At 63.0% G+C, this 20,911-nt stretch carries 19 protein-coding genes; 12 read left to right on the top strand and 7 right to left on the bottom strand.

The window, feature by feature from the left end; all coding sequences use genetic code 11:
* The first annotated feature begins 130 nt into the window (after nucleotides 1-130).
* From AD659_RS17585 to AD659_RS17575, 3 genes are all read left to right on the top strand, one after another.
* Nucleotides 131-997, top strand: a complete 867-nt coding sequence (locus AD659_RS17585) for a pirin family protein (RefSeq protein ID WP_053123540.1) — start codon at nucleotides 131-133, stop codon at nucleotides 995-997.
* A gap of 191 nt (nucleotides 998-1,188) precedes the next feature.
* Complete coding sequence (locus tag AD659_RS17580; protein ID WP_053123538.1) at nucleotides 1,189-2,631, top strand: mechanosensitive ion channel family protein; 1,443 nt, start codon at nucleotides 1,189-1,191, stop codon at nucleotides 2,629-2,631.
* Between the two features lie 326 nt (nucleotides 2,632-2,957).
* Nucleotides 2,958-3,398, top strand: a complete 441-nt coding sequence (locus AD659_RS17575; protein ID WP_053123536.1) for a carboxymuconolactone decarboxylase family protein — start codon at nucleotides 2,958-2,960, stop codon at nucleotides 3,396-3,398.
* Nucleotides 3,399-3,410: 12 nt separating this feature from the next.
* Here AD659_RS17575 and AD659_RS17570 read toward each other — a convergent pair whose 3' ends face one another.
* A complete protein-coding gene (locus AD659_RS17570) occupies nucleotides 3,411-4,175 on the bottom strand; it encodes an AraC family transcriptional regulator (protein WP_053123534.1) in 765 nt (254 codons plus the stop codon).
* 95 nt (nucleotides 4,176-4,270) lie between these two features.
* Between AD659_RS17570 and AD659_RS17565 the strand changes: the two genes are divergently transcribed.
* The 4 genes from AD659_RS17565 (at nucleotide 4,271) to AD659_RS17550 (ending at nucleotide 9,675) form a co-directional block, all read left to right on the top strand.
* Entirely contained in the window at nucleotides 4,271-5,401 is a 1,131-nt protein-coding gene (locus tag AD659_RS17565; RefSeq protein WP_053123532.1) for an MFS transporter, read from the top strand.
* A gap of 216 nt (nucleotides 5,402-5,617) precedes the next feature.
* The gene (locus tag AD659_RS17560) at nucleotides 5,618-6,118 is read left to right on the top strand and encodes a sigma-70 family RNA polymerase sigma factor (protein WP_053123530.1); all 501 of its coding nucleotides are present in this window, start codon (nucleotides 5,618-5,620) and stop codon (nucleotides 6,116-6,118) included.
* A gap of 37 nt (nucleotides 6,119-6,155) precedes the next feature.
* The gene (locus AD659_RS17555) at nucleotides 6,156-7,139 is read left to right on the top strand and encodes a FecR family protein (protein ID WP_053123528.1); all 984 of its coding nucleotides are present in this window, start codon (nucleotides 6,156-6,158) and stop codon (nucleotides 7,137-7,139) included.
* A gap of 97 nt (nucleotides 7,140-7,236) precedes the next feature.
* The gene (locus AD659_RS17550; RefSeq protein ID WP_053123526.1) at nucleotides 7,237-9,675 is read left to right on the top strand and encodes a TonB-dependent siderophore receptor; all 2,439 of its coding nucleotides are present in this window, start codon (nucleotides 7,237-7,239) and stop codon (nucleotides 9,673-9,675) included.
* Between the two features lie 247 nt (nucleotides 9,676-9,922).
* Here AD659_RS17550 and AD659_RS17545 read toward each other — a convergent pair whose 3' ends face one another.
* Complete coding sequence (locus tag AD659_RS17545; protein WP_053123525.1) at nucleotides 9,923-11,074, bottom strand: MFS transporter; 1,152 nt, start codon at nucleotides 11,072-11,074, stop codon at nucleotides 9,923-9,925.
* A 183-nt stretch (nucleotides 11,075-11,257) separates the two neighbouring features.
* Between AD659_RS17545 and AD659_RS17540 the strand changes: the two genes are divergently transcribed.
* On the top strand, nucleotides 11,258-12,250 hold the full coding sequence (locus tag AD659_RS17540) for a DeoR family transcriptional regulator (RefSeq protein ID WP_053123523.1): 993 nt from the start codon (nucleotides 11,258-11,260) through the stop codon (nucleotides 12,248-12,250).
* 203 nt (nucleotides 12,251-12,453) lie between these two features.
* On the opposite strand, the gene codA is transcribed toward AD659_RS17540, so the two are convergent.
* The 5 genes from codA to AD659_RS17515 form a co-directional block, all read right to left on the bottom strand.
* Nucleotides 12,454-13,701: a cytosine deaminase gene (codA, locus tag AD659_RS17535; protein ID WP_053123521.1), complete on the bottom strand. Its 1,248-nt coding sequence runs from the start codon at nucleotides 13,699-13,701 to the stop codon at nucleotides 12,454-12,456.
* Between the two features lie 12 nt (nucleotides 13,702-13,713).
* Complete coding sequence (gene codB, locus AD659_RS17530) at nucleotides 13,714-14,985, bottom strand: cytosine permease (RefSeq protein WP_053123519.1); 1,272 nt, start codon at nucleotides 14,983-14,985, stop codon at nucleotides 13,714-13,716.
* A gap of 276 nt (nucleotides 14,986-15,261) precedes the next feature.
* On the bottom strand, nucleotides 15,262-16,089 hold the full coding sequence (locus AD659_RS17525) for an alpha/beta fold hydrolase (protein WP_053123517.1): 828 nt from the start codon (nucleotides 16,087-16,089) through the stop codon (nucleotides 15,262-15,264).
* A gap of 247 nt (nucleotides 16,090-16,336) precedes the next feature.
* The gene (gene queD / locus AD659_RS17520) at nucleotides 16,337-16,693 is read right to left on the bottom strand and encodes a 6-carboxytetrahydropterin synthase QueD (protein WP_053123515.1); all 357 of its coding nucleotides are present in this window, start codon (nucleotides 16,691-16,693) and stop codon (nucleotides 16,337-16,339) included.
* Between the two features lie 82 nt (nucleotides 16,694-16,775).
* Nucleotides 16,776-17,855, bottom strand: a complete 1,080-nt coding sequence (locus tag AD659_RS17515; RefSeq protein ID WP_053123513.1) for a hypothetical protein — start codon at nucleotides 17,853-17,855, stop codon at nucleotides 16,776-16,778.
* A gap of 227 nt (nucleotides 17,856-18,082) precedes the next feature.
* Between AD659_RS17515 and AD659_RS17510 the strand changes: the two genes are divergently transcribed.
* From AD659_RS17510 to AD659_RS17495, 4 genes are read left to right on the top strand one after another with little or no spacing between them, the layout of a single operon-like run.
* Nucleotides 18,083-18,391 carry a PepSY domain-containing protein gene (locus tag AD659_RS17510; RefSeq protein WP_053123511.1) on the top strand — a complete coding sequence of 103 codons (309 nt, stop codon included), beginning with the start codon at nucleotides 18,083-18,085 and terminating at the stop codon, nucleotides 18,389-18,391.
* The gene (locus AD659_RS17505; RefSeq protein ID WP_053123509.1) at nucleotides 18,391-18,702 is read left to right on the top strand and encodes a PepSY domain-containing protein; all 312 of its coding nucleotides are present in this window, start codon (nucleotides 18,391-18,393) and stop codon (nucleotides 18,700-18,702) included. Before AD659_RS17510 ends, AD659_RS17505 begins: the two co-directional genes overlap by 1 nt.
* Complete coding sequence (locus tag AD659_RS17500; protein ID WP_053123507.1) at nucleotides 18,702-19,370, top strand: response regulator transcription factor; 669 nt, start codon at nucleotides 18,702-18,704, stop codon at nucleotides 19,368-19,370. Before AD659_RS17505 ends, AD659_RS17500 begins: the two co-directional genes overlap by 1 nt.
* Complete coding sequence (locus tag AD659_RS17495; RefSeq protein ID WP_053123505.1) at nucleotides 19,367-20,680, top strand: sensor histidine kinase; 1,314 nt, start codon at nucleotides 19,367-19,369, stop codon at nucleotides 20,678-20,680. Before AD659_RS17500 ends, AD659_RS17495 begins: the two co-directional genes overlap by 4 nt.
* Nucleotides 20,681-20,911: the final 231 nt, after the last annotated feature.

The following is a 20,911-nucleotide window of genomic DNA, read 5'->3' as shown; positions in this document are numbered from 1 at the left end:
TGCAGTTTTCCAGGTGCTTCATTGTTCTCCGGATAGAACGCTAAAGCCGATTTTTGCAGTCTAGTGCTGCAAAGGTGTCGGTTCTAAGCTGTGTCCATTGAATCGCAGTACCTGATTTTGGAGACACAGCATGAAAAACATCATCGGCCTCTACACCAGCCCGCGACCCCATTGGGTCGGCGATGGTTTCCAGGTTCGCACGCTGTTTTCCTACGACAACCTGGGCAAGCACATCAGCCCGTTCCTGTTGCTGGACCACGCCGCCCCCACCGAATTCACGCCGACCACCGAGCGGCGTGGCGTCGGCCAACATCCTCATCGTGGGTTCGAAACCGTGACCATCGTCTACCAGGGCGAACTGGAGCACCGTGATTCCACCGGCAGCGGTGGCAAGATCGGTCCCGGCGACGTGCAATGGATGACCGCCGCGTCCGGCATCATCCACGAAGAGTTCCACTCCGAAGCCTTTGCCCGGCAGGGCGGGTTCATGGAGATGGTCCAGCTGTGGGTCAACCTGCCCGCCAAGGACAAGATGGCCCCGGCCGGCTACCAGACGATCCTCAAGGGCGACATTCCGAACATTGCCCTGAAGGACAACGCCGGCAGCCTGCGCCTGATCGCCGGGCGCTTCGAAGGGCATCAAGGCCCGGCGCGGACCTTCACGCCCATCGATGTCTGGGACATCCGTTTGAATGCCGATAAAAACCTTACCCTTGACCTGCACGAAGGGCACAACACCGCCTTGGTGGTGCTGCGCGGCTCGGTCCAGGTCAATGGCCGCGAACGGGTCGAGGCCGGGCAGATGGCCCTGTTCGACCGGGCCGGCGATCAATTGAGCCTGCAAGCCAACAACGACGCAGTGGTGCTGCTGCTCAGCGGCGAGCCGATCGACGAGCCTATCGTCGGCCATGGTCCGTTCGTGATGAACAGCGAACAGGAAATCCACCAGGCCTTTGAGGATTTCCATTCCGGGCGTTTTGGCCGGATGCAAGACTGAACGCTAACTAAGCAGCAACACGAATCTATTGTGGGAGCGAGCCTGCTCGCGAATACGGTAGGACATTCAATAATGGATTGACTGTTACACCGCATTCGCGAGCAGGCTCGCTCCCACAAGGATTTGGGCGTTCGGTACACTCTCGTCAAATCTGTGCCAATCTTCGCCAATCGCCCTCTGGAGCTGTCCCGATGCTGTTTCTGATCTCCGAGCACCCGTTGCTCTGTGCCCTGGCGCTGCTGATGCTCGACCTGTTGATGTGGCACCTGGTCAGCGCGGATCGGATCTATTGGAAAGTCGGGACGAGGCTGGTGATTTTTTCGCTGTTCAGCGTGCTGTTGTTCAACGAAGGCCTCAACCCCATGGTGCCGGCGCAGTGGGTCGACGATGTGCCGCGGCACCTGGCGGCTACTGGTTTGCAGATCACTTGGTGGTTGTTTGCCGCGCGAACCCTGACGGTGCTGATCGTAGCGGCGATGATGCAACGGGTCGGTCACACCGGGCGGTTGTTGCAGGATTTGCTCGGCGCGGTGATTTTCCTCATCGCCGTCATCGCGGCACTGGCTTATGTGCTGGACTTGCCGGTCAAGGGCGTGTTGGCCACGTCCGGCGCGATGGCGATCATCGTCGGCCTGGCCTTGCAGAGCACCCTCAGCGACGTGTTCTCCGGGATCGTGCTCAACACCACCAAGCCCTATCAGCTCGATGACTGGATTTCCATCGACGGCACCGAAGGCCGGGTCACCGATATCGACTGGCGGGCCACGCGCTTGCAGACCGCCCAGGGCAGCATGGCGGTGATTCCCAACTCGTTGGCGGCCAAGGCCAAGGTCATCAACTTCAGCCGCCCGAGCGATGTCCATGGCCTGTCCATCAGCATTCAGGTCAGCCCTCATGCGCGACCACAAACCGTGATCGACGCGCTTGAGCGGGCCATGATCGGCTGTCGTTCCCTGCTCGCCAGCCCGGCCCCCAGCGTCGCCCTCAAAAGCAGCGGCAGCGGCGGGGCGGAGTATGAAATCAGCGGGTTCGTCGCCTCCATGGCCCTGAAACGCACGGTGCGCAACCAGTTGTTCGATCTGGCGTTCCGGCATTTGCAGGCGTCGGGCGTGAGCTTGCTGTCCACCAGCGAAAGCGCCGCGCCCCAGGTGGTGTCGCGGCCCCGGGCATTGCTGGAAAGCTCGAACATTTTCTCCACCCTGCGTCAGGATGAGAAAGACACCTTCAGCCAGAACATGACCCTGCAGACCTTCCGCGCTGGCGATGTGATCCTGGCCGCCGGGGAGGTCAGCGATCATCTATTCATCATCGAGTCCGGGGTGGTCAGCGTGACCCTCATGCGCAACGGCCAGCCACTCGAGGGCGGGCGCATGGGGCCGGGGGAAGTGATCGGCGAGGCCGGGATCGTCGCCGACCAGGCGGCCCTGGCGAATTTTTCCGCCAAGACCTTCTGCACCCTGTACCGCATCGAGAACAGCTACCTCAAGCCGTGCCTCGAGGCCCGTCGCGACATCAACGACGCGATGAAGAACCTGCTGGACGTGCGCATGCACCTGGCCCAGAACCTGACCCGCGAAGTCCCCAAGCCGATCGTCAAGAAACGCTTTCTGCAATGGTTGCGCAGCCGGGCCTGAAGCTCACCTCGAAGCCCCCGCATCCCCCCTGTGGCGAGGGAGCTTGCTCCCGCTGGGTCGTATGAGCTGTCGAGTGCAACGAGGCTGCGATCTTTTTCCAGTCACTTGAGTCTCAAGCGAAAGATCAAAAGATCGCAGCCTTCGGCAGATCCTACAGCGCAGCCGAGCGGGAGCAAGCTCCCTCGCCACGGAAGCATTTCTCTGCCGCCCATAGGCTGCGTCCAGCGGCCTGCCATTGGCCACCCGAACTTCCCAACAATTGGCTATTTGTACCGCGCCACTGCACGGCTAACGTAGCGCTACACCCAATTGTCCTGGAGTTCACCATGCAACCGCGCATCGATTTCTACACCGCTTCCCCCGACGCTTTCAAAGCCATGCTGGCCCTGGAAAACGCCGCCTCGAACCTGGGCCTGGAGAAGTCCCTACTGGAACTGGTCAAGCTGCGTTCCTCGCAAATCAACGGCTGCGCCTTCTGCATCGACATGCACACCGCTGATGCCCGCAAGGACGGCGAGACCGAACGTCGCCTGTACGCCGTGACCGCCTGGCGCGAAGCGCCGTTCTTCACCGGCCGCGAGCGCGCCGCGCTGGCCTGGACCGAAGCCTTGACCCGCCTGAGCGACACCCACGCGCCGGACGCCGACTATGCCTTGCTGAGCGAGCATTTCAGCCCCAAGGAAATGGTCGACCTGACCGTGGCAATCAACGCCATCAATGGCTGGAACCGTTTGGCGGTGGGCTTTCGCAAGATGCCTGAGGCTTGACTCCACCCGCCATCAGCCCAGATAGGCTTTCGGTGTGCTACCGGTCATATGCTTGAAGAAAGCGATGAAGGCGCTGTCACTGGCAAAGCCCAGTTCAAAGGCGCTGTAGCTCAGGCTGCGACCGGTGGCGAGCAGTTCAATGGCGCGCATCAGACGCCATTGCTGCCGCCACTGCTGATAACCCATGCCGGTTTCCCGTTGAAAAATCCGTCCGATGGTCCGGCCACTGGCTCCGATTTGCTCTTCCAATACGTTCAATGTCGGTGGCAAATGCTGCAGTGCCGCGAGCAGGGGGGCCAGGCGTTTGTCCTGAGGCAACGGCAGCAGCATCGGCTGTTGCGGTGCCTCGCGGATTTCATTCAGGCACAACCCCAGCAGATGCAGATTGCGGCCTTGCGTCCAGTCAGTGTCGAACGCCGCGTCGGTGATCGGTTCGAGTACGGCGCGCAGCAGCGGCGAGACAGCAATGATGCACACGTGTGAAGGCAGGTCGGCGCACAGTGATGCCCTCAGGTAGATCGATCGATAATCCACGTTCTGTTGCATCACCGCGCGATGGGGCGTCAACGGTGGGATCCAGGCCGCCCGCGAGGGCGGCAACAGGCACAATTGCTGGGCGAGAGTGATGCGCGTACAGCCCTGGCGGGTGAACAACAGTTGGCCACGCTGATGATGATGCACGCCGGAATCATGGTGCCCCAGCGTTGACGCGATACCAATCACCGGGGCGTTATGTCGGTCGGGGTCGAAGACGGCATGAGCGTCGAGCCAAGCCATAAGTTGTCCGATTTAAAGGATGATTTGTCAGGCTTTAGATAATACGACAGTCGTGGCTTCGTAGACTGCTCGCCTTTTTTCGAGCGAGCTTGCCCATGACGTCGCGACGTTTCCTCCGCCTGGCAATTGCCTTGGTGATGTTTCCCCAGATTGCCCAGACGCTCTACAGCCCTGCGTTGGCAGACATCAGTTTGAGTTTTGCCGTCAGTGCAGAAATGGCGGCGCAGACCTTATCCGTCTATTTTCTCGGGTTCGCCTTGGGTGTGTGGGCGTGGGGACGAGTCTGTGACCGTATCGGGCGTCGGCCTGCCATGTTGGGTGGCATCGCCTTGTACGCGGCAGCGACGATGTTGGGACTGAACGTCGACACCTTCGCAGCGCTGCTGGCCGTCCAGGCACTGGCTGCGTTCGGTGCTGCGGTCGGTTCGGTGGTGACCCAGACGGTCCTGCGGGACCGTTATGAGGGTGCACAATTGGGCCAGGTTTTTTCGGTGATCGGCATCGCGTTGGCGGCCAGTCCGGCGATCGGTTTGTTCAGTGGCGCCGTCCTGGTGCGGTTCTTTGGTTATCAGGGTGTGCTTGGCGGCCTGTTGATGCTGTCGCTTATGCTGCTGGTGTGGTGCGCGCGTTCTTTGCCGGAAACCCTGGTGGCCCGCCTGCCACCGCCACCGTTATTGAAAACGGCGTGGCGGATGCTCAAGGATCCGGCTATCTGGCGCTCATCGTTTCTGGTCGCGGCTTTCAACGTTGCCCTGTTCAGCTACTACAACCTCGCGCCGTTCCAGTTCGAACGGCTCGGATTGAGCCCTGAGTTGTTCGGCTATAGCGGTGTCATCCTGGCGCTGGGCTCAGGCCTGGGGGCTTGGCTGAATAAGCGTCTGCTGGCGCAGGGCTTCGGCGGCGGTCAGTTGTCGGCGGTGGCGGCTGTGGTGTTGCTGGTCGGGGGAGTGAGCGTTCAGGGTTTGCTCGACAGGAGTGGTTTTGTTGTGCCGATGTTGTTGATCGTCCTGGCGTTCGGTATGGCAATCCCTAACGTGCTCGGCGCGGCGCTTGCTGGCTATCGTGACTGCCTGGGTACCGCCGGCGCGTTGTTTGGCTTGTTCTATTACTTGCTGATCGGCGGTGCCTTGCTGCTTACTGCCTGGTCCCAGGCGTTGGGCTGGACTTTGATTCTGTGTGGCGCGCTGGCGGTGTGCTTGACGGTGCGGCAGGCTCGGCTGGCCTGATTGATTCGACGCAAACCCTGTGGGAGCGAGCTTGCTCGCGATAGCGATCTTTCAATCAACATTTTTTGTTGAATGTGCTGACGCCATCGCGAGCAAGCTCGCTCCCACAAAGATTGATCCTTACCTCAAGGCTTCGGACGACGGGCACCGGAATAGGTTTGCTTCTCATGAATAGTAACAATTACTATTCACGCCCCGTTTCCACAGCGCGCCGCGATGACCCCCAAGCTGCCCCGCAGACCCGGCTTTTTCGAGCATTACGAAGAGTTGATCGGCACCTGGACCCGTCGTCTGCGCAATCGCGCGCAGGCCGAGGACCTGGCCCACGATACCTTCGTGCGGGTGCTTGAGTCCGATTCGAGCGGAGTCGAGCAGCCGCGGGCCTATTTGCATCAGACGGCGCGCAACATTGCAGTGGATGGCTATCGGCGCGAAGATCGACGGGGGGCCATGGAGGAGGCTGTCATCGACCCTGGTCAGTCGTTTTCGGGCGACCCGGAGCATTTCATGCACGCGATCCAACTGGCGGACTCCATCGAGCGGGCGCTTGCCGAGCTGCCAGCCAACTGCCGCACGGTGTTCGTCTGGCAGAAGATCGAAGGCCTGACCCAGGCGGAAATCGCCGAGCGCCTGGGCCTGTCAAAAAACATGGTGGAAAAGTATATGATCCGCACCCTGCGGCATCTGCGCGATCGCCTGGACGGGCCTGGCCAATGATCCGTCGCCTTCTTCCACCTGAGCCACAGGACCTTCCATGATGGATAGCCGTGAATGCCCGTGCGGGCAGGACAGGGTTCGCGACGCGGCGGCGCATTGGTTCGTGCGTTTGCAAGCGCCCGCCATGAGTGTCGAGGAGCGCCAGGGTTTCGAAGCCTGGCTGGACGAACACCCCAACCATCGCGACGAGATCCAATTGCTGCAGGGCATCTGGAGCGCCACGGACCTGCTGCCCAAGGAACGCCTGCAAGCGCTGTGCGAACCACCTGCCGAACGGCCCAAGCGCCGGCCGCTGTTGCGCTACGCCGTCGCCGCCGGGCTGTTCGCGGTGGCCCTGGGGTTGGGGCTGTTCAGCGGCTTGAGTTCCTCCACCGACTACAGCGGCGAATACGCCACCGCCCTCGGCGAACGTCGGCATATCGCCTTGCCGGACGGTTCGGTGATCGACCTCAACAGCCGCAGCCGGGTGCGTATTCAGTTCGCACACCATCAACGTCGGGTGGAGCTGGCCGAAGGCGAGGCCTTGTTCACGGTCGAGCATGACGCCGGCCGGCCCTTCACCGTCGAGGCGGGCAACGGCCAGGTGACGGTCACCGGGACGCGCTTCGATGTGCGCCGTGACGCCGACAAGACCCGGGTCGCGGTGGCGCAAGGCAGTGTCAAGGTCCAGGGACGCGGAGCGCTCCCGGCTCAGGTGGTCAGCCTGACAGCGGGCCTCGGCACCCAGATCGATGCCCAGGGCCAGGTCGCCACGCCTTACGCGGTCAACACCGAGGCGCTCACTGCCTGGCGCAGCGGCAAACTGGTGTTCGACAACGCGCCGCTCAAGGACGTGGTTGAAGAAGTCTCCCGTTATCGCACCCAGCCCCTGCGGGTTGGCAGCGCGGCGGTGGGCAACCTGCGCCTGACCAGCGTATTTCGTGCAGACGATCCCGACGCGCTGCTCAAGGCGCTGCCGAACATCCTGCCGGTGGCCGTGCGCACGCTGAATGATGGTAGCCAGGAAATAATTGCGAAATAAATTCAGGTTTTTTTCGAGTTCTTCGTCTTCTTGTCCAACTGCAACTGGTTTGCATTAACAGACGCGTATTCTTGCGATCAACAGGACAAGGTTCGACGTGAACAAAACCGCCAAACGCCACAACCGTACCCCCGCACGTTGGCTGCCACTGGCCCTGACCCTGGCGGTCAGTGCCGCGGCGCCCCAGGCGTTCGCTGACCAGGCCGCTACCGTCATTCACATCCAGGCGCAGCCGCTGGGCCAGGCTTTGAGCCAGCTCGGCCAGCAGACTACGTTGCAGGTGTTCTTCAGTCCGGAGCTGGTGGCTGGCAAGCAAGCGCCTGCCGTGGACGGCAACCTGTCCCCGGAAGCGGCCTTGCGCCAATTGCTCCAGGGCAGCGGCCTGCAATACCAGATCGATAAGGGTTCGGCGACCGTGTTGCCGGCGCCCTCGGCCTCCAGCGCTGGCCCGTTGGAGCTGGGCGCCACTGAAATCCAGGTGGTCGGCGACTGGCTCGGCGATGCCAACGCCGAAGTGGTGCAGAACCACCCCGGCGCGCGTACGGTGATCCGCCGCGAAGCGATGGTGGAGCAGGGCGCCATGAACGTCGGCGACGTACTGCGACGAGTCCCGGGGGTACAGGTGCAAGACGCCAACGGCACCGGCGGCAGCGACATTTCCCTGAACGTCGGCGTGCGCGGTCTGACCTCGCGCTTGTCGCCGCGCTCCACGGTGTTGATCGACGGCGTGCCGGCGGCGTTCGCGCCCTACGGCCAGCCGCAACTGTCCATGGCGCCGATTTCCTCGGGCAACCTGGACAGCATCGACGTGGTGCGCGGCGCCGGGTCGGTGCGCTACGGGCCGCAGAACGTCGGCGGGGTGATCAACTTCGTGACCCGCGCGATCCCGGAAAAGGCCACCGGTGAAATCGGCACCACCCTGGAAACCTCCCAGCGCGGCGGCTGGAAACACATCGACACAGCCTTCCTCGGCGGCACCGCCGACAACGGCCTGGGCGTGGCGCTGTTGTATTCGGGCGTCAATGGCAACGGCTATCGCCAGAGCAACAACGGCAACGACATCGACGACGTGATCCTCAAGACCCATTGGGCGCCGACCGATGTCGACGATTTCTCGCTGAATTTCCACTACTACGACGCCAAGGCCGACATGCCCGGTGGTCTGAAACAGGCCCAATACGATGCGGACCCGTACCAGTCCGACCGCGACTGGGACAATTTCAGCGGCCGACGCAAGGACGTGTCGTTCAAGTGGATCCGCGAGATCGATGAGCGCACCCAGGCCGAAGTGCTGACCTATTACTCCGACAGCTACCGGGGCAGCACCATTGCTTCCCGGGACCAGCGCAACCTGGTGTCCTACCCGCGCACCTATTACACCTTCGGCATCGAGCCGCGGGTGTCCCACGTGTTCGATCTCGGCCCGACCACCCAGGAAGCCAGCGTCGGTTATCGCTACTTGAAGGAAGGCATGCACGAAGAGGCCAGCCGCCTGGCGTTGCGTAACAACGAACCGGTGGTGCGCCCGGGTTCCGACGGCCACGTCTACCAGGACCGCACCGGCGGCACTGAAGCCCACGCCGTCTACATTGATGACAAGATCGATGTCGGCCAATGGACCATCACCCCGGGGATCCGCTTCGAACGCATCAGCACCGAATGGCACGACCGCCCGGTGCTCGACACCGCCGGCCGTCCCGTGCAGGAAAAACGCCGCAGCATCGACAGCAACGAACCGCTGCCGGCCCTGAGCGTGATGTATCACTTGTCCGACGCCTGGAAGCTGTTCGCCAACTACGAGACCTCGTTCGGCAGCCTGCAATATTTCCAGCTCGGCCAGGGCGGCGACGGCAACAACACCGCCAATGGCTTGAGCCCGGAAAAGGCCAAGACCTACGAGATTGGTACGCGCTACAACGATGACGTGTGGGGCGGGGAAGTGACGCTGTTCTACATCGACTTCGACGACGAACTGCAATACATCAGCAACGACGTGGGTTGGACCAACATGGGGGCGACCAAGCACCAGGGCTTGGAAGCTTCGGTGCACTACGACATGGCCGCGCTCGACCCACGCCTCGAAGGCCTCACCGCCAACGCCGGTTTTACCTACACCCGCGCGACCTACGAAGGCGAGATCCCGAGCTTCAAGGGCCGTGACCTGCCGTTCTATTCCCGCCAGGTGGCCAACGTGGGCCTGCGCTACGACGTCAACCGCTGGACCTACAACCTCGATGCCTTTGCCCAGTCCAAGCAGCGTTCCCCAGGCAACAGCGTGAACGCCGATGGCAGCTTCAGCGGCGACTACATCACCGATGGCACCGCCGACGGGCAGTACGGCGACATGCCGGGCTATGTGCTCTGGAACGTGCGCGCTGGCTATGACTTCGGTGAGCAACTGTCGAACCTGAAAGTCGGCGCCGGGGTGAAGAACCTGTTCGACCACCAGTACTACACCCGCTCCAGCGACAACAACTCGGGCATCTACGTCGGCGCACCGCGTACGTTTTTTGTGCAGGCGAGTGTGGGGTTTTGATGATAAGCAGGCGGCGCGATCCTGTGATCTGAAATACAACCCTGTGGCGAGGGAGCTTGCTCCCGCTGGGTCGTAGGAGCTGTGTAGGAGCTGTCGAGTGCAACGAGGCTGCGATCTTTCCCCAGACACTTGAGTCTCAAGCGAAAGATCAAAAGATCGCAGCCTTCGGCAGCTCCTACAGCGCAGCCGAGCGGGAGCAAGCTCCCTCGCCACAGGTTTATCTGCTAGCCAAGGTTCCCTGAAGGCCTCAAACCCTCAACACCTTGCCACTGGCCGCCACCGCCACCAGCGATAGCGCAATCAGCCCGAAGGCAATGCTCAAGCTGCTGCCGTGGGCGACGAAGCCGATCAGCGCCGGGCCGGCGAGAATGCCGGCGTAGCCGATGGTGGTGATGGCCGGTACGGCGATCGCTTCGGGCATCAGGGTCTGTTTGCCGACGGCGGTGTACAACACCGGCACGATGTTCGAGCACCCGGCGCCCACCAACGCATACCCCAGCAGTGCGGCTTGCCACATCGGAGCGAGCGTCGCCAGCAGGAACCCTGCGGCGGCGATCGACCCGCCATAGATGATCACGCGTTTGGCCCCCAGGCGATGCACCACCGCGTCGCCCGTCAGGCGGCCGACGGTCATGGTCAGCGCGAACGCGGCATAACCCAACCCGGCATAGGCGGTATCCACCGCGCGCTCGGTGGTCAGGAACACCGCGCTCCAGTCCAGCACCGCGCCTTCGGCCAGGAACACGATGAAACAGAGGATGCCGATAAACAGCACCACGCCATGGGGAATGGCAAACGCCGGTCCCGAGCTTTCACTGCCATAGGGCAACAGGTGCGGCGCCGCCTTGAACAGCGCCACCAGCAGCACCCCATTGACCACCAGCGTCGCCCCCAGCGGCGAAAGCCCCAGGCCGAGCAGCGCGCTCACGCCGGCCGCGCCAATGATCCCGCCGAGGCTGAACATGCCGTGGAAACCCGACATCATGGTCTTGCCACTGGCCCGCTCGACGATCACCGCTTGCAGGTTCACAGTCGAATCGACGGTGCCGAGCCCGGCGCCAAACAGGAACAACGCGGCCACCAGCCAGGGCAGGGAAGTCATCGTCGCCAACAACGGCAACGCCAGGCAGATCAGGATCGTGCCGCCGCTGAGCACCCGACGGCAGCCGAAGCGCGTCGCCAGCGCGCCGGAAATCGGCATCGCCAGGATCGACCCGACCCCCAGGCACAACAGCAGCAACCCGAGGGTGCCTTCATCCAGGTTGGCCCTGACCTTGGCGTACGGCACCAGCGGCGCCCAGGCGGCGATGCCGATGCCGGCGATGAGGTAGGCGATGCGGGTGGACATCTGTTCCAGGCGTCCGGGGATAAAGGTGGGTGGGGGCGTAATGGCAGTCATGAAACGTCCTTGGCTTTCGTGCGGTGCGGTGGTGCAGGCAGGGGCCTATGCTTGCATATCCACTGACCGCACCGCGACCCCAAGGTGCCGACGGGAATGTCCGGGTTGCCAGCAGGCTTTGCTCCCGCGACCTTGGCCGGCATAAAGTAGCGGCCCCTTGCTGGCTGATACCAGGACCGGTTCATGACGCAGTTTTATGATGCACGCGGCAATATCTATGGAGTCGTTTCCCCGCAGCAGGTCCGTGATTACGGCATTGCTCTGCCCCAGTCTGCCGCCCAGTGTGCGCAGACACGTGAATCCTGGGCTGCGGCTGCCGTGCACGCGTTCTGCGCCTGGGCGCCGGGCGAAGCGCCGCCGCATGCCAAGGCCCATCGCAGTGATGGTTTGCTGATCGGCCCGTTCCAGAACGAGCCGCCCTTTGATCTGTTGATCGTCAACACCGACGGCACTCTGGCCGAGCGCAGTGGTAACGGTTTGACGATTTTCTCCCAGGCCCTGCAAGAGCAAGGCTTGATGGCGGCGACTGGTGATTGTGTGCTGCAAGTTCATCACGATAAACCCGACGGCTTGTCGCCGCTGCAAACGTCGGTTCGTGCCGCTGAATTTGAAGGGAACCAAGGTTTCTTGCTGGACCTGGGCAAACCGCTGTTCGGGCCCCAGGCCGTTGGCGCCCAGGAGGTCGAGCGGGTGATGTTCCACCAGCGCGAGGTCAGCCGTGTGGCGGCGCTTGAACGGTTGAACCCGGCGTGGGGCAACAGCCAGTTCGTGAGCATGGGCAACCCGCATTGCGTGACGCTGGTGGAGGGTGCCGAGGCGTTGCCGAGCAATGCGCAGATGCGTACTGCGGCGCTGTCACAGAGCCTGACCCGCATTGCTTATGCGGCGCCCGGTGGGGCTGGTGTTCCATGTCCGAGGGGGGTGAATCTGCAATGGGCCTGTCTGGAAACCGAAGGGCAAATCGCAGCCCGGGTGTTCGAGCGCGGTGAGGGGCCTACCGCCTCCTCGGGCACCAGCGCCAGCGCGGTGGCCAGTGCTGCGTGGCGGTTGGGTTGGGTGAAGGCGGGGGTGATCAGGGTGGTGATGCCCGGTGGTACTGCGCCGATTTTGCTGGAGGAAGAGGCGGGCGAGTTGGTGCGGGTCAGGTTGTTTGGTATGGCGCGGCTTGTGCCTTAGGGGTTCTGAACATATTGCGGTGTGGCTGATGCCGCCATCGCGAGCAAGCTCGCTCCCACAGGGGATCTTCGGTGGATAGAAATGTTGTATCCGACACCGATTCATTGTGGGAGCGAGCTTGCTCGCGATAGCGGCGGGTCAGTCACATCCCTATCAACGGGTAGACCGCCATCGCGAGCAAGCTCCCACAGGTGGTGAAGGAATCAGCCCACCTGCGGGCCGAACTCCACCACCGGCATCTGCCGCTTCATCAGCACTTCACCGTTGCGAATCGAGTACAGCGGCAAACCCTGGCTGCGGATCACTTCGTAGTCGCTGTCTGCCGACAGGATCAGCAGGTTCGCCGGGCGGCCGGGTTCCAGTCCGTAGCGCTCGCCCAGGTTCATGGCCTTGGCGCTGTTGTCGGTGACCAGGTCGAGGGCGCTTTGCAGGTTGCGGTAGCCGAGCATGTGGCAGATATGCAGCCCGGCTTCCAGCACCCGCAGGATGTTGCCGTTGCCCAGCGGGTACCACGGGTCGACGATGGAGTCCTGGCCGAAACACACGTTCATCCCGGCTTCGAGCAGTTCATTGACCCGGGTGACGCCGCGGCGTTTGGGGAAGGTGTCGAAACGGCCTTGCAGGTGGATGCTTTCGGTCGGGCAAGAGACAAAACTGATGCCCGAATGCCCGAGCAGGCGGAACAGCTTGGCGCAGTAGGCGTTGTCATAGGAGCCCATGGCCGTGGTGTGGCTGGCCGTGACGCGGGCGCCCATGTCGCGGCTGCGGGCTTCTTCGGCGAGCACTTCGAGAAAACGCGAATGCGGGTCGTCGGTTTCGTCGCAATGCACATCCACCAGGCAACCGGTGCGTTCGGCCAGGTCCATGAGGAATTTCACCGAGCTGACCCCCTGGTCGCGGGTGTACTCGAAGTGAGGAATGCCGCCCACCACGTCGGCGCCCATGCGGATCGCCTCTTCCATCAGCTCGCGGCCATTGCGGTAGGACTCGATGCCTTCCTGGGGAAACGCGACGATCTGCATGTCGATCAGGTGACGGCTTTGGTCGCGCACCTCCAGCATCGCCTTGAGGGCCGTGAGTTCGGGGTCGGTCACGTCGACGTGGGTGCGCACGTGCTGGATGCCATGGGCGGCGAGGGCCTGGATGGTTTTCCTGGCGCGGGTGCTGGTGTCTTCCTGGGTGATGGTAGCCTTGCGCTCGCCCCAGCACTCGATGCCTTCGAACAGCGTGCCACTCATGTTCCAGCGCGGCTCACCGGCGGTGAGGGTGGCGTCCAGGTGGATGTGCGGTTCGACGAAGGGCGGGACCACCAGGTTGCCGCCGGCGTCGAGGTCTTGCGGGCCGAGGCTGGGGGCCTCGGTCTGCCGGGCGATGCTGGCGATCAGGCCGTTTTCCAGGTGCAGTTCATGCAAGCCTTCGTGGTTGCGCAGGCGGGCGTTGATGATGTGCATCGGGCGAATCCTTTAGAGGTCTTGTAGGGGCGCGTCAGCGGTGCGGGTACCCAGTACGCCGATCAATAGCACATACGTTAGCGCGCCGGTGGCGATTCCTACCAGTGGCGCGACCCACGGCGAATTGAATGCGACGACCGTGCCGAGCCCATAGGCCGCCAGCCCCGGCCAGTTGAACGCTGGCAACCGGGCTTCGGCCAGGCGCGGATAACGACCGCGCCAGCGGAAAAAGAAATCGGCCATGATCACCCCGCCAATGGGCGGGATCACCGTGCCCAGCAGGATCAGGTACGGCACGAGCATGTCATACATGCCCAGCAGGGCCAGCAGCGTGCCGATCACCGCGCCGCCGAGGGTCACGGCTCTGCGCCGGCGGGTGCGCAGCAGGTTGCAGCCGGCCACGGCGAAGTTGTAGATGGTGTTGTCCTGGGTGCTCCAGATGTTGAGCAGCAGCATTGCCATCGCCGCCATGGCAAAGCCCTGCAGCAGCAACACTTCGACCACGTCCGGTTGTTGGTAGACGATAGCCCCGTAGGCGCCGATCAATACCATCAGGCCGTTGCCCAGGAAGAAGCCGATCAGGCTCGCCAGCACCGCGACCTTCGCCGAGCGTGAGAACCGTGTCCAGTTGGTCGCCTGGGTCGCACCGCTGACAAAAGTGCCGAACACCAGGGTGATGGCGGTCGACCCATCGAGGCTGCCGGTGGGCACCACCGCCAGCAAGCCCTCGAAGCCGCCGACTTTCACCGTGGCGACCCACATCGACAGCATCAGCAGCAACATCATCGCCGGCACGGCGATGTAAGAGAGGATTTCCAGCCCGCGATAGCCGATGTAGGCCGTGGCGCAGAACCCCAGGCCGAACAGCACCATCAACCCGAGCACGGTGCCCTCGCTCAATTCGAAATACTTGCCCAGCACCACCGCGGCCGTCGCCGTGCCCCAGGCGTACCAGCCGATCTGGGTGAGCCCGAGGATCAAATCACTGAGCTTGCTGCCCACCTCGCCGAAACAGAAGCGACCCATCAAGACCGAATTGAGCCCGCTCTTGAAGGCGATGTAACCGAGGCCGGCGGCATAGAGGCCCAGCAGCAGGTTGCCGATGATAATCACCGTGAGCATCTCGGCAAAACCGAACGCCACCCCCAGCTTGCCCCCGGCGAACATCGTCGCGGTGAAAAAGGTGAAACCCAGCAGCACCATGGCCGTTGAGGCCAGGCCCTTGCGAGCGTGCAGCGGGACTTCGCTCAGGGGATAGTCATTGCCCGGATCGTTCTGAGTCATGTGGCGGTCCTTGCGGAGGAGGGGATGTCGCAAGCGTGCAGCGGCCGTGCCAAACGGGGGAGTGCGAGGTTATTTATAGACAATCCTGGGGATTGGGTGGGCGCAGGGGGCGAAAGCGGTGCGGCGGTGATTCAAGTTGGAACACAGTTCTGTGACTTATGCAGTTTTCCTTGTGGGAGCGAGCCTGCTCGCGAAAGCGGTGTGTCAGTTACTGATACATTTCTGACACACCGCTTTCGCGAGCAGGCTCGCTCCCACAGTGGAATGCAGAGGGCTTCAGGTTGAGGGCAACGCCAGGAACCGCAACACCGCCGCGACGACGGCTTCCGGCGCATCTTCCTGGACCAGGTGCCCGGCGTTCGGCACCGGGTGCAGTTGCGCGCCTGGAATCAGTTGGTGCAGGGCCCGACCGCGCTCGATGGGGATCCACTGGTCATCCTCGCCCCAGAGTATCTGCGTCGGGCAGCGTACGGTCGGGTACAGACCCTCAACCTCGCGGGTATAGCGCTCATCCATCTGGGCAATCTGCCGATAGAACGCCGCCTGGCCCGGCTCGCCAAGCCACGGCTGTACGTAGGGCGCCAGTTCCGCGTCCGGGATGTCCCGTTTGATCGCGCCGCGAATATAGGTCGGCACAATCGCCCGCTGGATGTAGTCGGGCAGGCCGCCGAAGGCTGCTTCATGCTGGCGTACGTGCTGCACAAAAGGTGAGCCCCAGGGCGACAGCGCCACTGGGTCGATCAAGGTCAGACTGCGATAGTCCTTGCCGTTGAGCAGGTGGGTGCGCAGGGCCGTGGCGCCGCCGAAGTCATGGGCCACCACGTCCGGGCAATCCAGGCGCCAATGCTCCAGCAATTGGGCGAGCAGTTGGTTTTGCACGCCGAGGGACACGTCGGCATCCGGTTGCGCGGACTGGCCATACCCCAGCAGGTCGAAGTAATGCACCCGGTGGGTGGCGAAGAACAGCGGGGCGATGCGGTGCCACACGTAGGAAGAGAAAGGAGTGCCGTGGACGAACACCAGCGGCGGGCCATCGCCGTGGATGGCGTAGCGGATGGGGTGTCCGTTGAAGTCGTAGGTCTGATCCAGCGGCCAGTTGGTCATGCTCGGTACTCCCCTGAAAATGGCTCAGGGGACCAAGCATAGGCCAATGCGATTCAGCAGGGGAGACACCCTTGTGGCGAGGGGATTTATCCCCGTTGGGTTGCGTAGCAGCCCTAAAGCAATGAACTCAATCTTCCTGGCACACCGAGTTGCCTGGTTTGGGGGCCGCTGCGCAGCCCAGCGGGGCGGTGCGACGTTTCGCTAAATCCCCTCGCCACAGGAAGCTCACTTGCCACAAGGGGAGTGATTATTCGCCGTGGTAGATGCAACCGCTGGTGCAGGTTTCGTGGATGCGGATGGCGCTGAGGTCCGGCAGCAACGGCTTCAACTCGTTCCAGATCCACTTGGCCAAGACTTCGCTGGTGGGGTTTTCCAGGCCAGGGATGTCGTTGAGGTAGTTGTGGTCCAGGCGCTCGTAGAGCGGTTTGAAGATCGCCTTGATCTCCGAGAAGTCACGAATCCAGCCGGTGTGCGGATCGATATCGCCGCTCAGGTGGATCGCCACCTTGAACGAGTGACCGTGAAGGCGGCCGCACTTGTGGCCTTCCGGCACGTGGGGCAGGCGGTGGGCGGATTCGAAGGTAAACTCTTTGAAAATTTCCACAGGTTCGGGCTCTTTAGATAGCGGTCGCGAGGCAGGCGGCGGAGTTTATCAGTTTGATAACGGCGTTGCGCGGCCGTGCTGACTAAAGGGTCAGCAAACGCTCGCCCAACCCACCGTTGGCCGTCAGCTCCAGGAACTCATCACCGAGCCGGCGGCTCTCGTCCATCGCCGTGCGCCAATACTTGCGGCGGCTCGGGTCATCGCCCATGAAACGCTTGAAGTCGTTGCGGTCCGGCAGTTTGCCGTAGGGCAGGCGCGCCAGGTATTCCCGGGACGGGGCCAGCAGCAACACGTCTTGCAGGCGGTCGACATTGCCTCGGCGCCACGGCAGGCCCTTGTCGAACCAGCCGGGAATGACCCGGTCGGTGAAATGCGGATACAGCACGATGTCCTCGCCGCTGTACGGCAGGTCGAGGTGGTAGTCCAGCAGACCGCCGTCGCGGTAGGTGCCGGCACCGGCGCCCGGCAGGTCGCGCACGCCTTCCATGACCATCGGGATCGAGCCCGAGGCCAGCAGGGCCTGGCGCAGGTTGCCGGCTGCCAACGGCACGAAGCGCGACGGAAAGTCATTCAGCGGATGCAGGGGTGGGGCGAGGCGGGGGTCATGGATGATCAGACGTTCGAAATGCCGCGACAGCCGCCCGCGGCCGCGCAGGTTGTCGGCAATCACCGATGATAACCCCAGGCCCAGCCGGCCGCGATGATCCTGGGCGAGCAGGCCGTGGCTCTTGACCACCATGATGTTGAGCCGGTAGCGCGGATTATCGAGGATCGAACTGTCGCGGCCGTCGAGCAAGTCATCGAGCATGCGTTGCGAACTCTGGCTGACGCCGGCCATGGTCACGCCTTTGGCGAAGCTTTGCTCGTTGTACAAAGTGCCCAGGCGTCGGATCCCCTCGGCGGCGTCCGGCAGGCAAGCGCTGGCGAAGCGCCAGGCCCCCACCGAGGCCCCGATCAGCGAGCGCTCCCGGGGCACGGCGGGCAGCCATTCGCCGAACAGCGCCAGGTCCAGCCCCTGGATGCCCAGGGCCTTGGGGCCGCCGGCGGCGCCCGGCAGGATGCCGACGTCGGCGGCGTTCAAGCCAGCCTGGCGAATCCACCCGAATGCACGGGGGCCGGCCTTGAGGGTGAGGGCGGGGAACTTGATGTGGATGGCGGTCATACCGGTCTCGAATACGGGTAAGCGGCTGATTATAGCGACACAAAAACCTGTGGGAGCGAGCTTGCTCGCGATAGCGGTCTGTCTGTAGACATCGACGTGACTGATCCACCGCCATCGCGAGCAAGCTCGCTCCCACATTGATTTGGGTTCCATGATGGCGATTCAGTTTCAGTTAAGTTCATCCCGATACAGTCCCCTGGTAAAGATTATAAAAAAGGAGATAACCCATGAACCGCCTGACTGCCTTTTTCATCGCGACCCTCATGGCCCTCGGTACGAGCCTGGCTCACGCAGGAGACCTCAACGACGACGAAACCCGCAAACTGCAAGACGCTGGTACCATCCTGTCCTTTGAGAAACTCAAAGCCGCCGCCCTGGCCAAACACCCTGGCGCCACCGTGACCGAAACCGAGTTGGAGGAAGAGTACGGCAAGTACATTTACCAGGTGGACCTGCGCGACGCGGAGGGTATTGAGTGGGACCTGGAATTGGACGCCACCAACGGTGAGGTACTCAAGAATCATCAGGATCTGTAATGAAGCTTAATTTATGCGCCCGCAGCCGATGGGCGCTGGCGCTGCTGGCGTTCTGTTCGCTGGCCGTGGCCCGCGACCTGGACCAGGACGAGGCCCTGCAACTGCGCCAGCAGGGCGTGATCCTGCCGCTCGAACAACTGCTGCAACAAGCGCTGGACTTGCACCCCGGCGCCAAACTGCTGGAAGCCGAGTTGGAGGAGAAACACGGCGTCTATATTTATGAGGTCGAGCTGCTGGCCACTGACGGCGTCGTGCGCGAACTGGACCTGGAGGCCGCGACCGGCCGTTTACTCAAAGATAAGGAAGACTGATGCGCCTGCTTCTGGTGGAAGATCACGTGCCCCTGGCGGACGAACTGATGGCCGGGCTTGCACGTCAAGGCTACGCCGTCGATTGGCTGGCCGATGGTCGCGATGCGGTGTACCAGGGCAGCAGCGAGCCCTACGACCTGATCATCCTCGACCTCGGCCTGCCGGGCGTGCCGGGGCTCGACGTGCTGGCCCAGTGGCGCGCCGGCGGCCTGGCCACGCCGGTACTGATCCTCACCGCCCGCGGCTCTTGGGCCGAGCGCATCGAGGGCCTCAAGGCCGGGGCCGACGACTACCTGACCAAACCCTTTCACCCTGAAGAGCTGCACTTGCGGATCCAGGCGCTGCTGCGCCGCTCCCATGGCCAGGTCAACCAGCCGACGCTGAAGGCGGCCGGGTTGCACCTGGATGAGAGTCGCCAATGCGTGGTCCGCGATGGCACCGACATCCAGCTCACGGCGGCCGAATTTCGCCTGTTGCGCTATTTCATGCTGCATCCCGAGCAGATCCTTTCCAAGAGCCATCTCGCCGAGCACCTGTACGACGGTGAGACCGAGCGCGATTCCAACGTGCTGGAAGTCCACGTCAACCACCTGCGGCGCAAACTGGGCCGCAGCGTGATCGAAACCCGTCGCGGCCAGGGTTACCTGTTCGGCGGGCAGGCGCAGTGAGATCCATCCAGCGGCGCCTGAGCCTGGGCCTGATCGGTGTTATGGTGGTGGTCGGCCTGGTCCTGGCGCAAACCAGCCTGTGGTTGTTCGAGCTGGGCTTGCAGCGTTACCTGGAAGCCGGGCTGCGTAACGACAGCGAGAACCTTCTGGTGGCCCTGGTGCGCGGCCCACAGGGCTTGCAACTGGACGAGCGGCGCCTGTCGCCGGCCTATCAGCGGCCGTTTTCCGGGCATTATTTCCGCATCGATTTTGCCGATGCGCACTGGCGCTCCCGCTCCCTGTGGGACCAGGAATTGCCCCGGCTCGACCACCCGGGCCTGCACAGCAACCTGCAACTGGGGCCGGAGGGGCAGAAGCTGTTGGTGCTGCGGACCGATTATCGGCGGTTGGGCCAGGCGATCTCCATCAGTGTGGCCCAGGACTACACGCCGGTGCGTGACAGCTTCCGCCGGATGCAACAGGTCGGCCTCGGGCTTGGGTTGGCGGGGCTGCTGCTGATTCTGTTGCTGCAACGCATCACCGTGCGCCGTGCATTGCGTCCGCTGGACCGGGCCCGGGAACAGATTGCCCAGTTGCAACGCGGGCAGCGGACGCAACTCGACGAACAGGTGCCACGGGAGCTGGAACCGTTGGTGACGCAGATCAACCATCTGCTGGCCCACACCGAAGACAGCCTCAAGCGTTCGCGCAATGCCCTGGGCAACCTCGGCCACGCCTTGAAGACCCCGCTGGCGGTGCTGCAAAGCCTGGCGTCGAACGAGAAGCTCGACCCGTATCCCGAGCTGCGCAAACTGTTGCTCGATCAACTGGAACAGGTCCGCCAGCGCCTGAACCGCGAACTCAACCGTGCCCGCCTGTCCGGCGATGCCTTGCCCGGCGCCCACCTGGACTGCGACGCCGAACTGCCTGGTTTGCTGGCCACGCTGAACATGATCCACGGCGAACACCTGCACCTGAGCTACGTCGCCCCGCCAGGCCTGCACCTGCCCTGGGACCGTGAAGACTTGCTGGAACTGCTGGGCAACCTGCTGGACAACGCCTGCAAATGGGCCGACGCCGAAGTACGCCTGACCATGACAGAAACAGGCGAAGGATTCAGCCTGGCCGTGGAGGACGACGGCCCGGGCATCCCCGCGGACCGCCGCGACCAGGTGTTCAGCCGGGGCACGCGGCTGGATGAACAGACCGATGGCCACGGCCTGGGCCTGGGCATCGTGCGGGACATCGTCGACACCTGGGGCGGGATGCTGGCGTTGGACGACAGCGAGTGGGGTGGGTTGAAGGTGGTGATCGAGTTGCCCAAGCGCTGAAGCCTGCCCCCTCTTTATAGCTGCGCCACAGATCCTCTGTCTGACTTGGTCCCCCTGTGGGAGCGAGCCTGCTCGCGATGGCGTCTGGTCAGCCACATCAATGTCTACTGACAGACCGTTATCGCGAGCAGGCTCGCTCCCACAAGGTGTGATGGTGAACTCAAGAGTTGCGAGTCACTGAAAACCCGCCCCACGGCCCTTGCAGCTTGCCGCCGCTTGCTGCAAAGTCGC

It is taken from the genome of Pseudomonas thivervalensis (assembly GCF_001269655.1).
Taxonomy (GTDB): Bacteria; Pseudomonadota; Gammaproteobacteria; order Pseudomonadales; family Pseudomonadaceae; genus Aquipseudomonas; species Aquipseudomonas thivervalensis.
This window is presented reverse-complemented; position numbering and strand designations above follow the sequence as displayed.

Coding starts and splice junctions, on each gene's coding strand:
- AD659_RS17555 (WP_053123528.1), top strand. CDS start 6,156: ATGATGGATAGCCGTGAATGCCCGTGCGGGCAGGACAGGGTTCGCGAC.
- AD659_RS17505 (WP_053123509.1), top strand. CDS start 18,391: ATGAAGCTTAATTTATGCGCCCGCAGCCGATGGGCGCTGGCGCTGCTG.
- AD659_RS17515 (WP_053123513.1), bottom strand. CDS start 17,855: ATGACCGCCATCCACATCAAGTTCCCCGCCCTCACCCTCAAGGCCGGC.
- AD659_RS17510 (WP_053123511.1), top strand. CDS start 18,083: ATGAACCGCCTGACTGCCTTTTTCATCGCGACCCTCATGGCCCTCGGT.
- codA (WP_053123521.1), bottom strand. CDS start 13,701: ATGCACATCATCAACGCCCGCCTGCGCAACCACGAAGGCTTGCATGAA.
- AD659_RS17580 (WP_053123538.1), top strand. CDS start 1,189: ATGCTGTTTCTGATCTCCGAGCACCCGTTGCTCTGTGCCCTGGCGCTG.
- codB (WP_053123519.1), bottom strand. CDS start 14,985: ATGACTCAGAACGATCCGGGCAATGACTATCCCCTGAGCGAAGTCCCG.
- AD659_RS17570 (WP_053123534.1), bottom strand. CDS start 4,175: ATGGCTTGGCTCGACGCTCATGCCGTCTTCGACCCCGACCGACATAAC.
- AD659_RS17585 (WP_053123540.1), top strand. CDS start 131: ATGAAAAACATCATCGGCCTCTACACCAGCCCGCGACCCCATTGGGTC.
- AD659_RS17565 (WP_053123532.1), top strand. CDS start 4,271: ATGACGTCGCGACGTTTCCTCCGCCTGGCAATTGCCTTGGTGATGTTT.
- AD659_RS17560 (WP_053123530.1), top strand. CDS start 5,618: ATGACCCCCAAGCTGCCCCGCAGACCCGGCTTTTTCGAGCATTACGAA.
- AD659_RS17525 (WP_053123517.1), bottom strand. CDS start 16,089: ATGACCAACTGGCCGCTGGATCAGACCTACGACTTCAACGGACACCCC.
- AD659_RS17500 (WP_053123507.1), top strand. CDS start 18,702: ATGCGCCTGCTTCTGGTGGAAGATCACGTGCCCCTGGCGGACGAACTG.
- AD659_RS17575 (WP_053123536.1), top strand. CDS start 2,958: ATGCAACCGCGCATCGATTTCTACACCGCTTCCCCCGACGCTTTCAAA.
- AD659_RS17545 (WP_053123525.1), bottom strand. CDS start 11,074: ATGACTGCCATTACGCCCCCACCCACCTTTATCCCCGGACGCCTGGAA.
- AD659_RS17540 (WP_053123523.1), top strand. CDS start 11,258: ATGACGCAGTTTTATGATGCACGCGGCAATATCTATGGAGTCGTTTCC.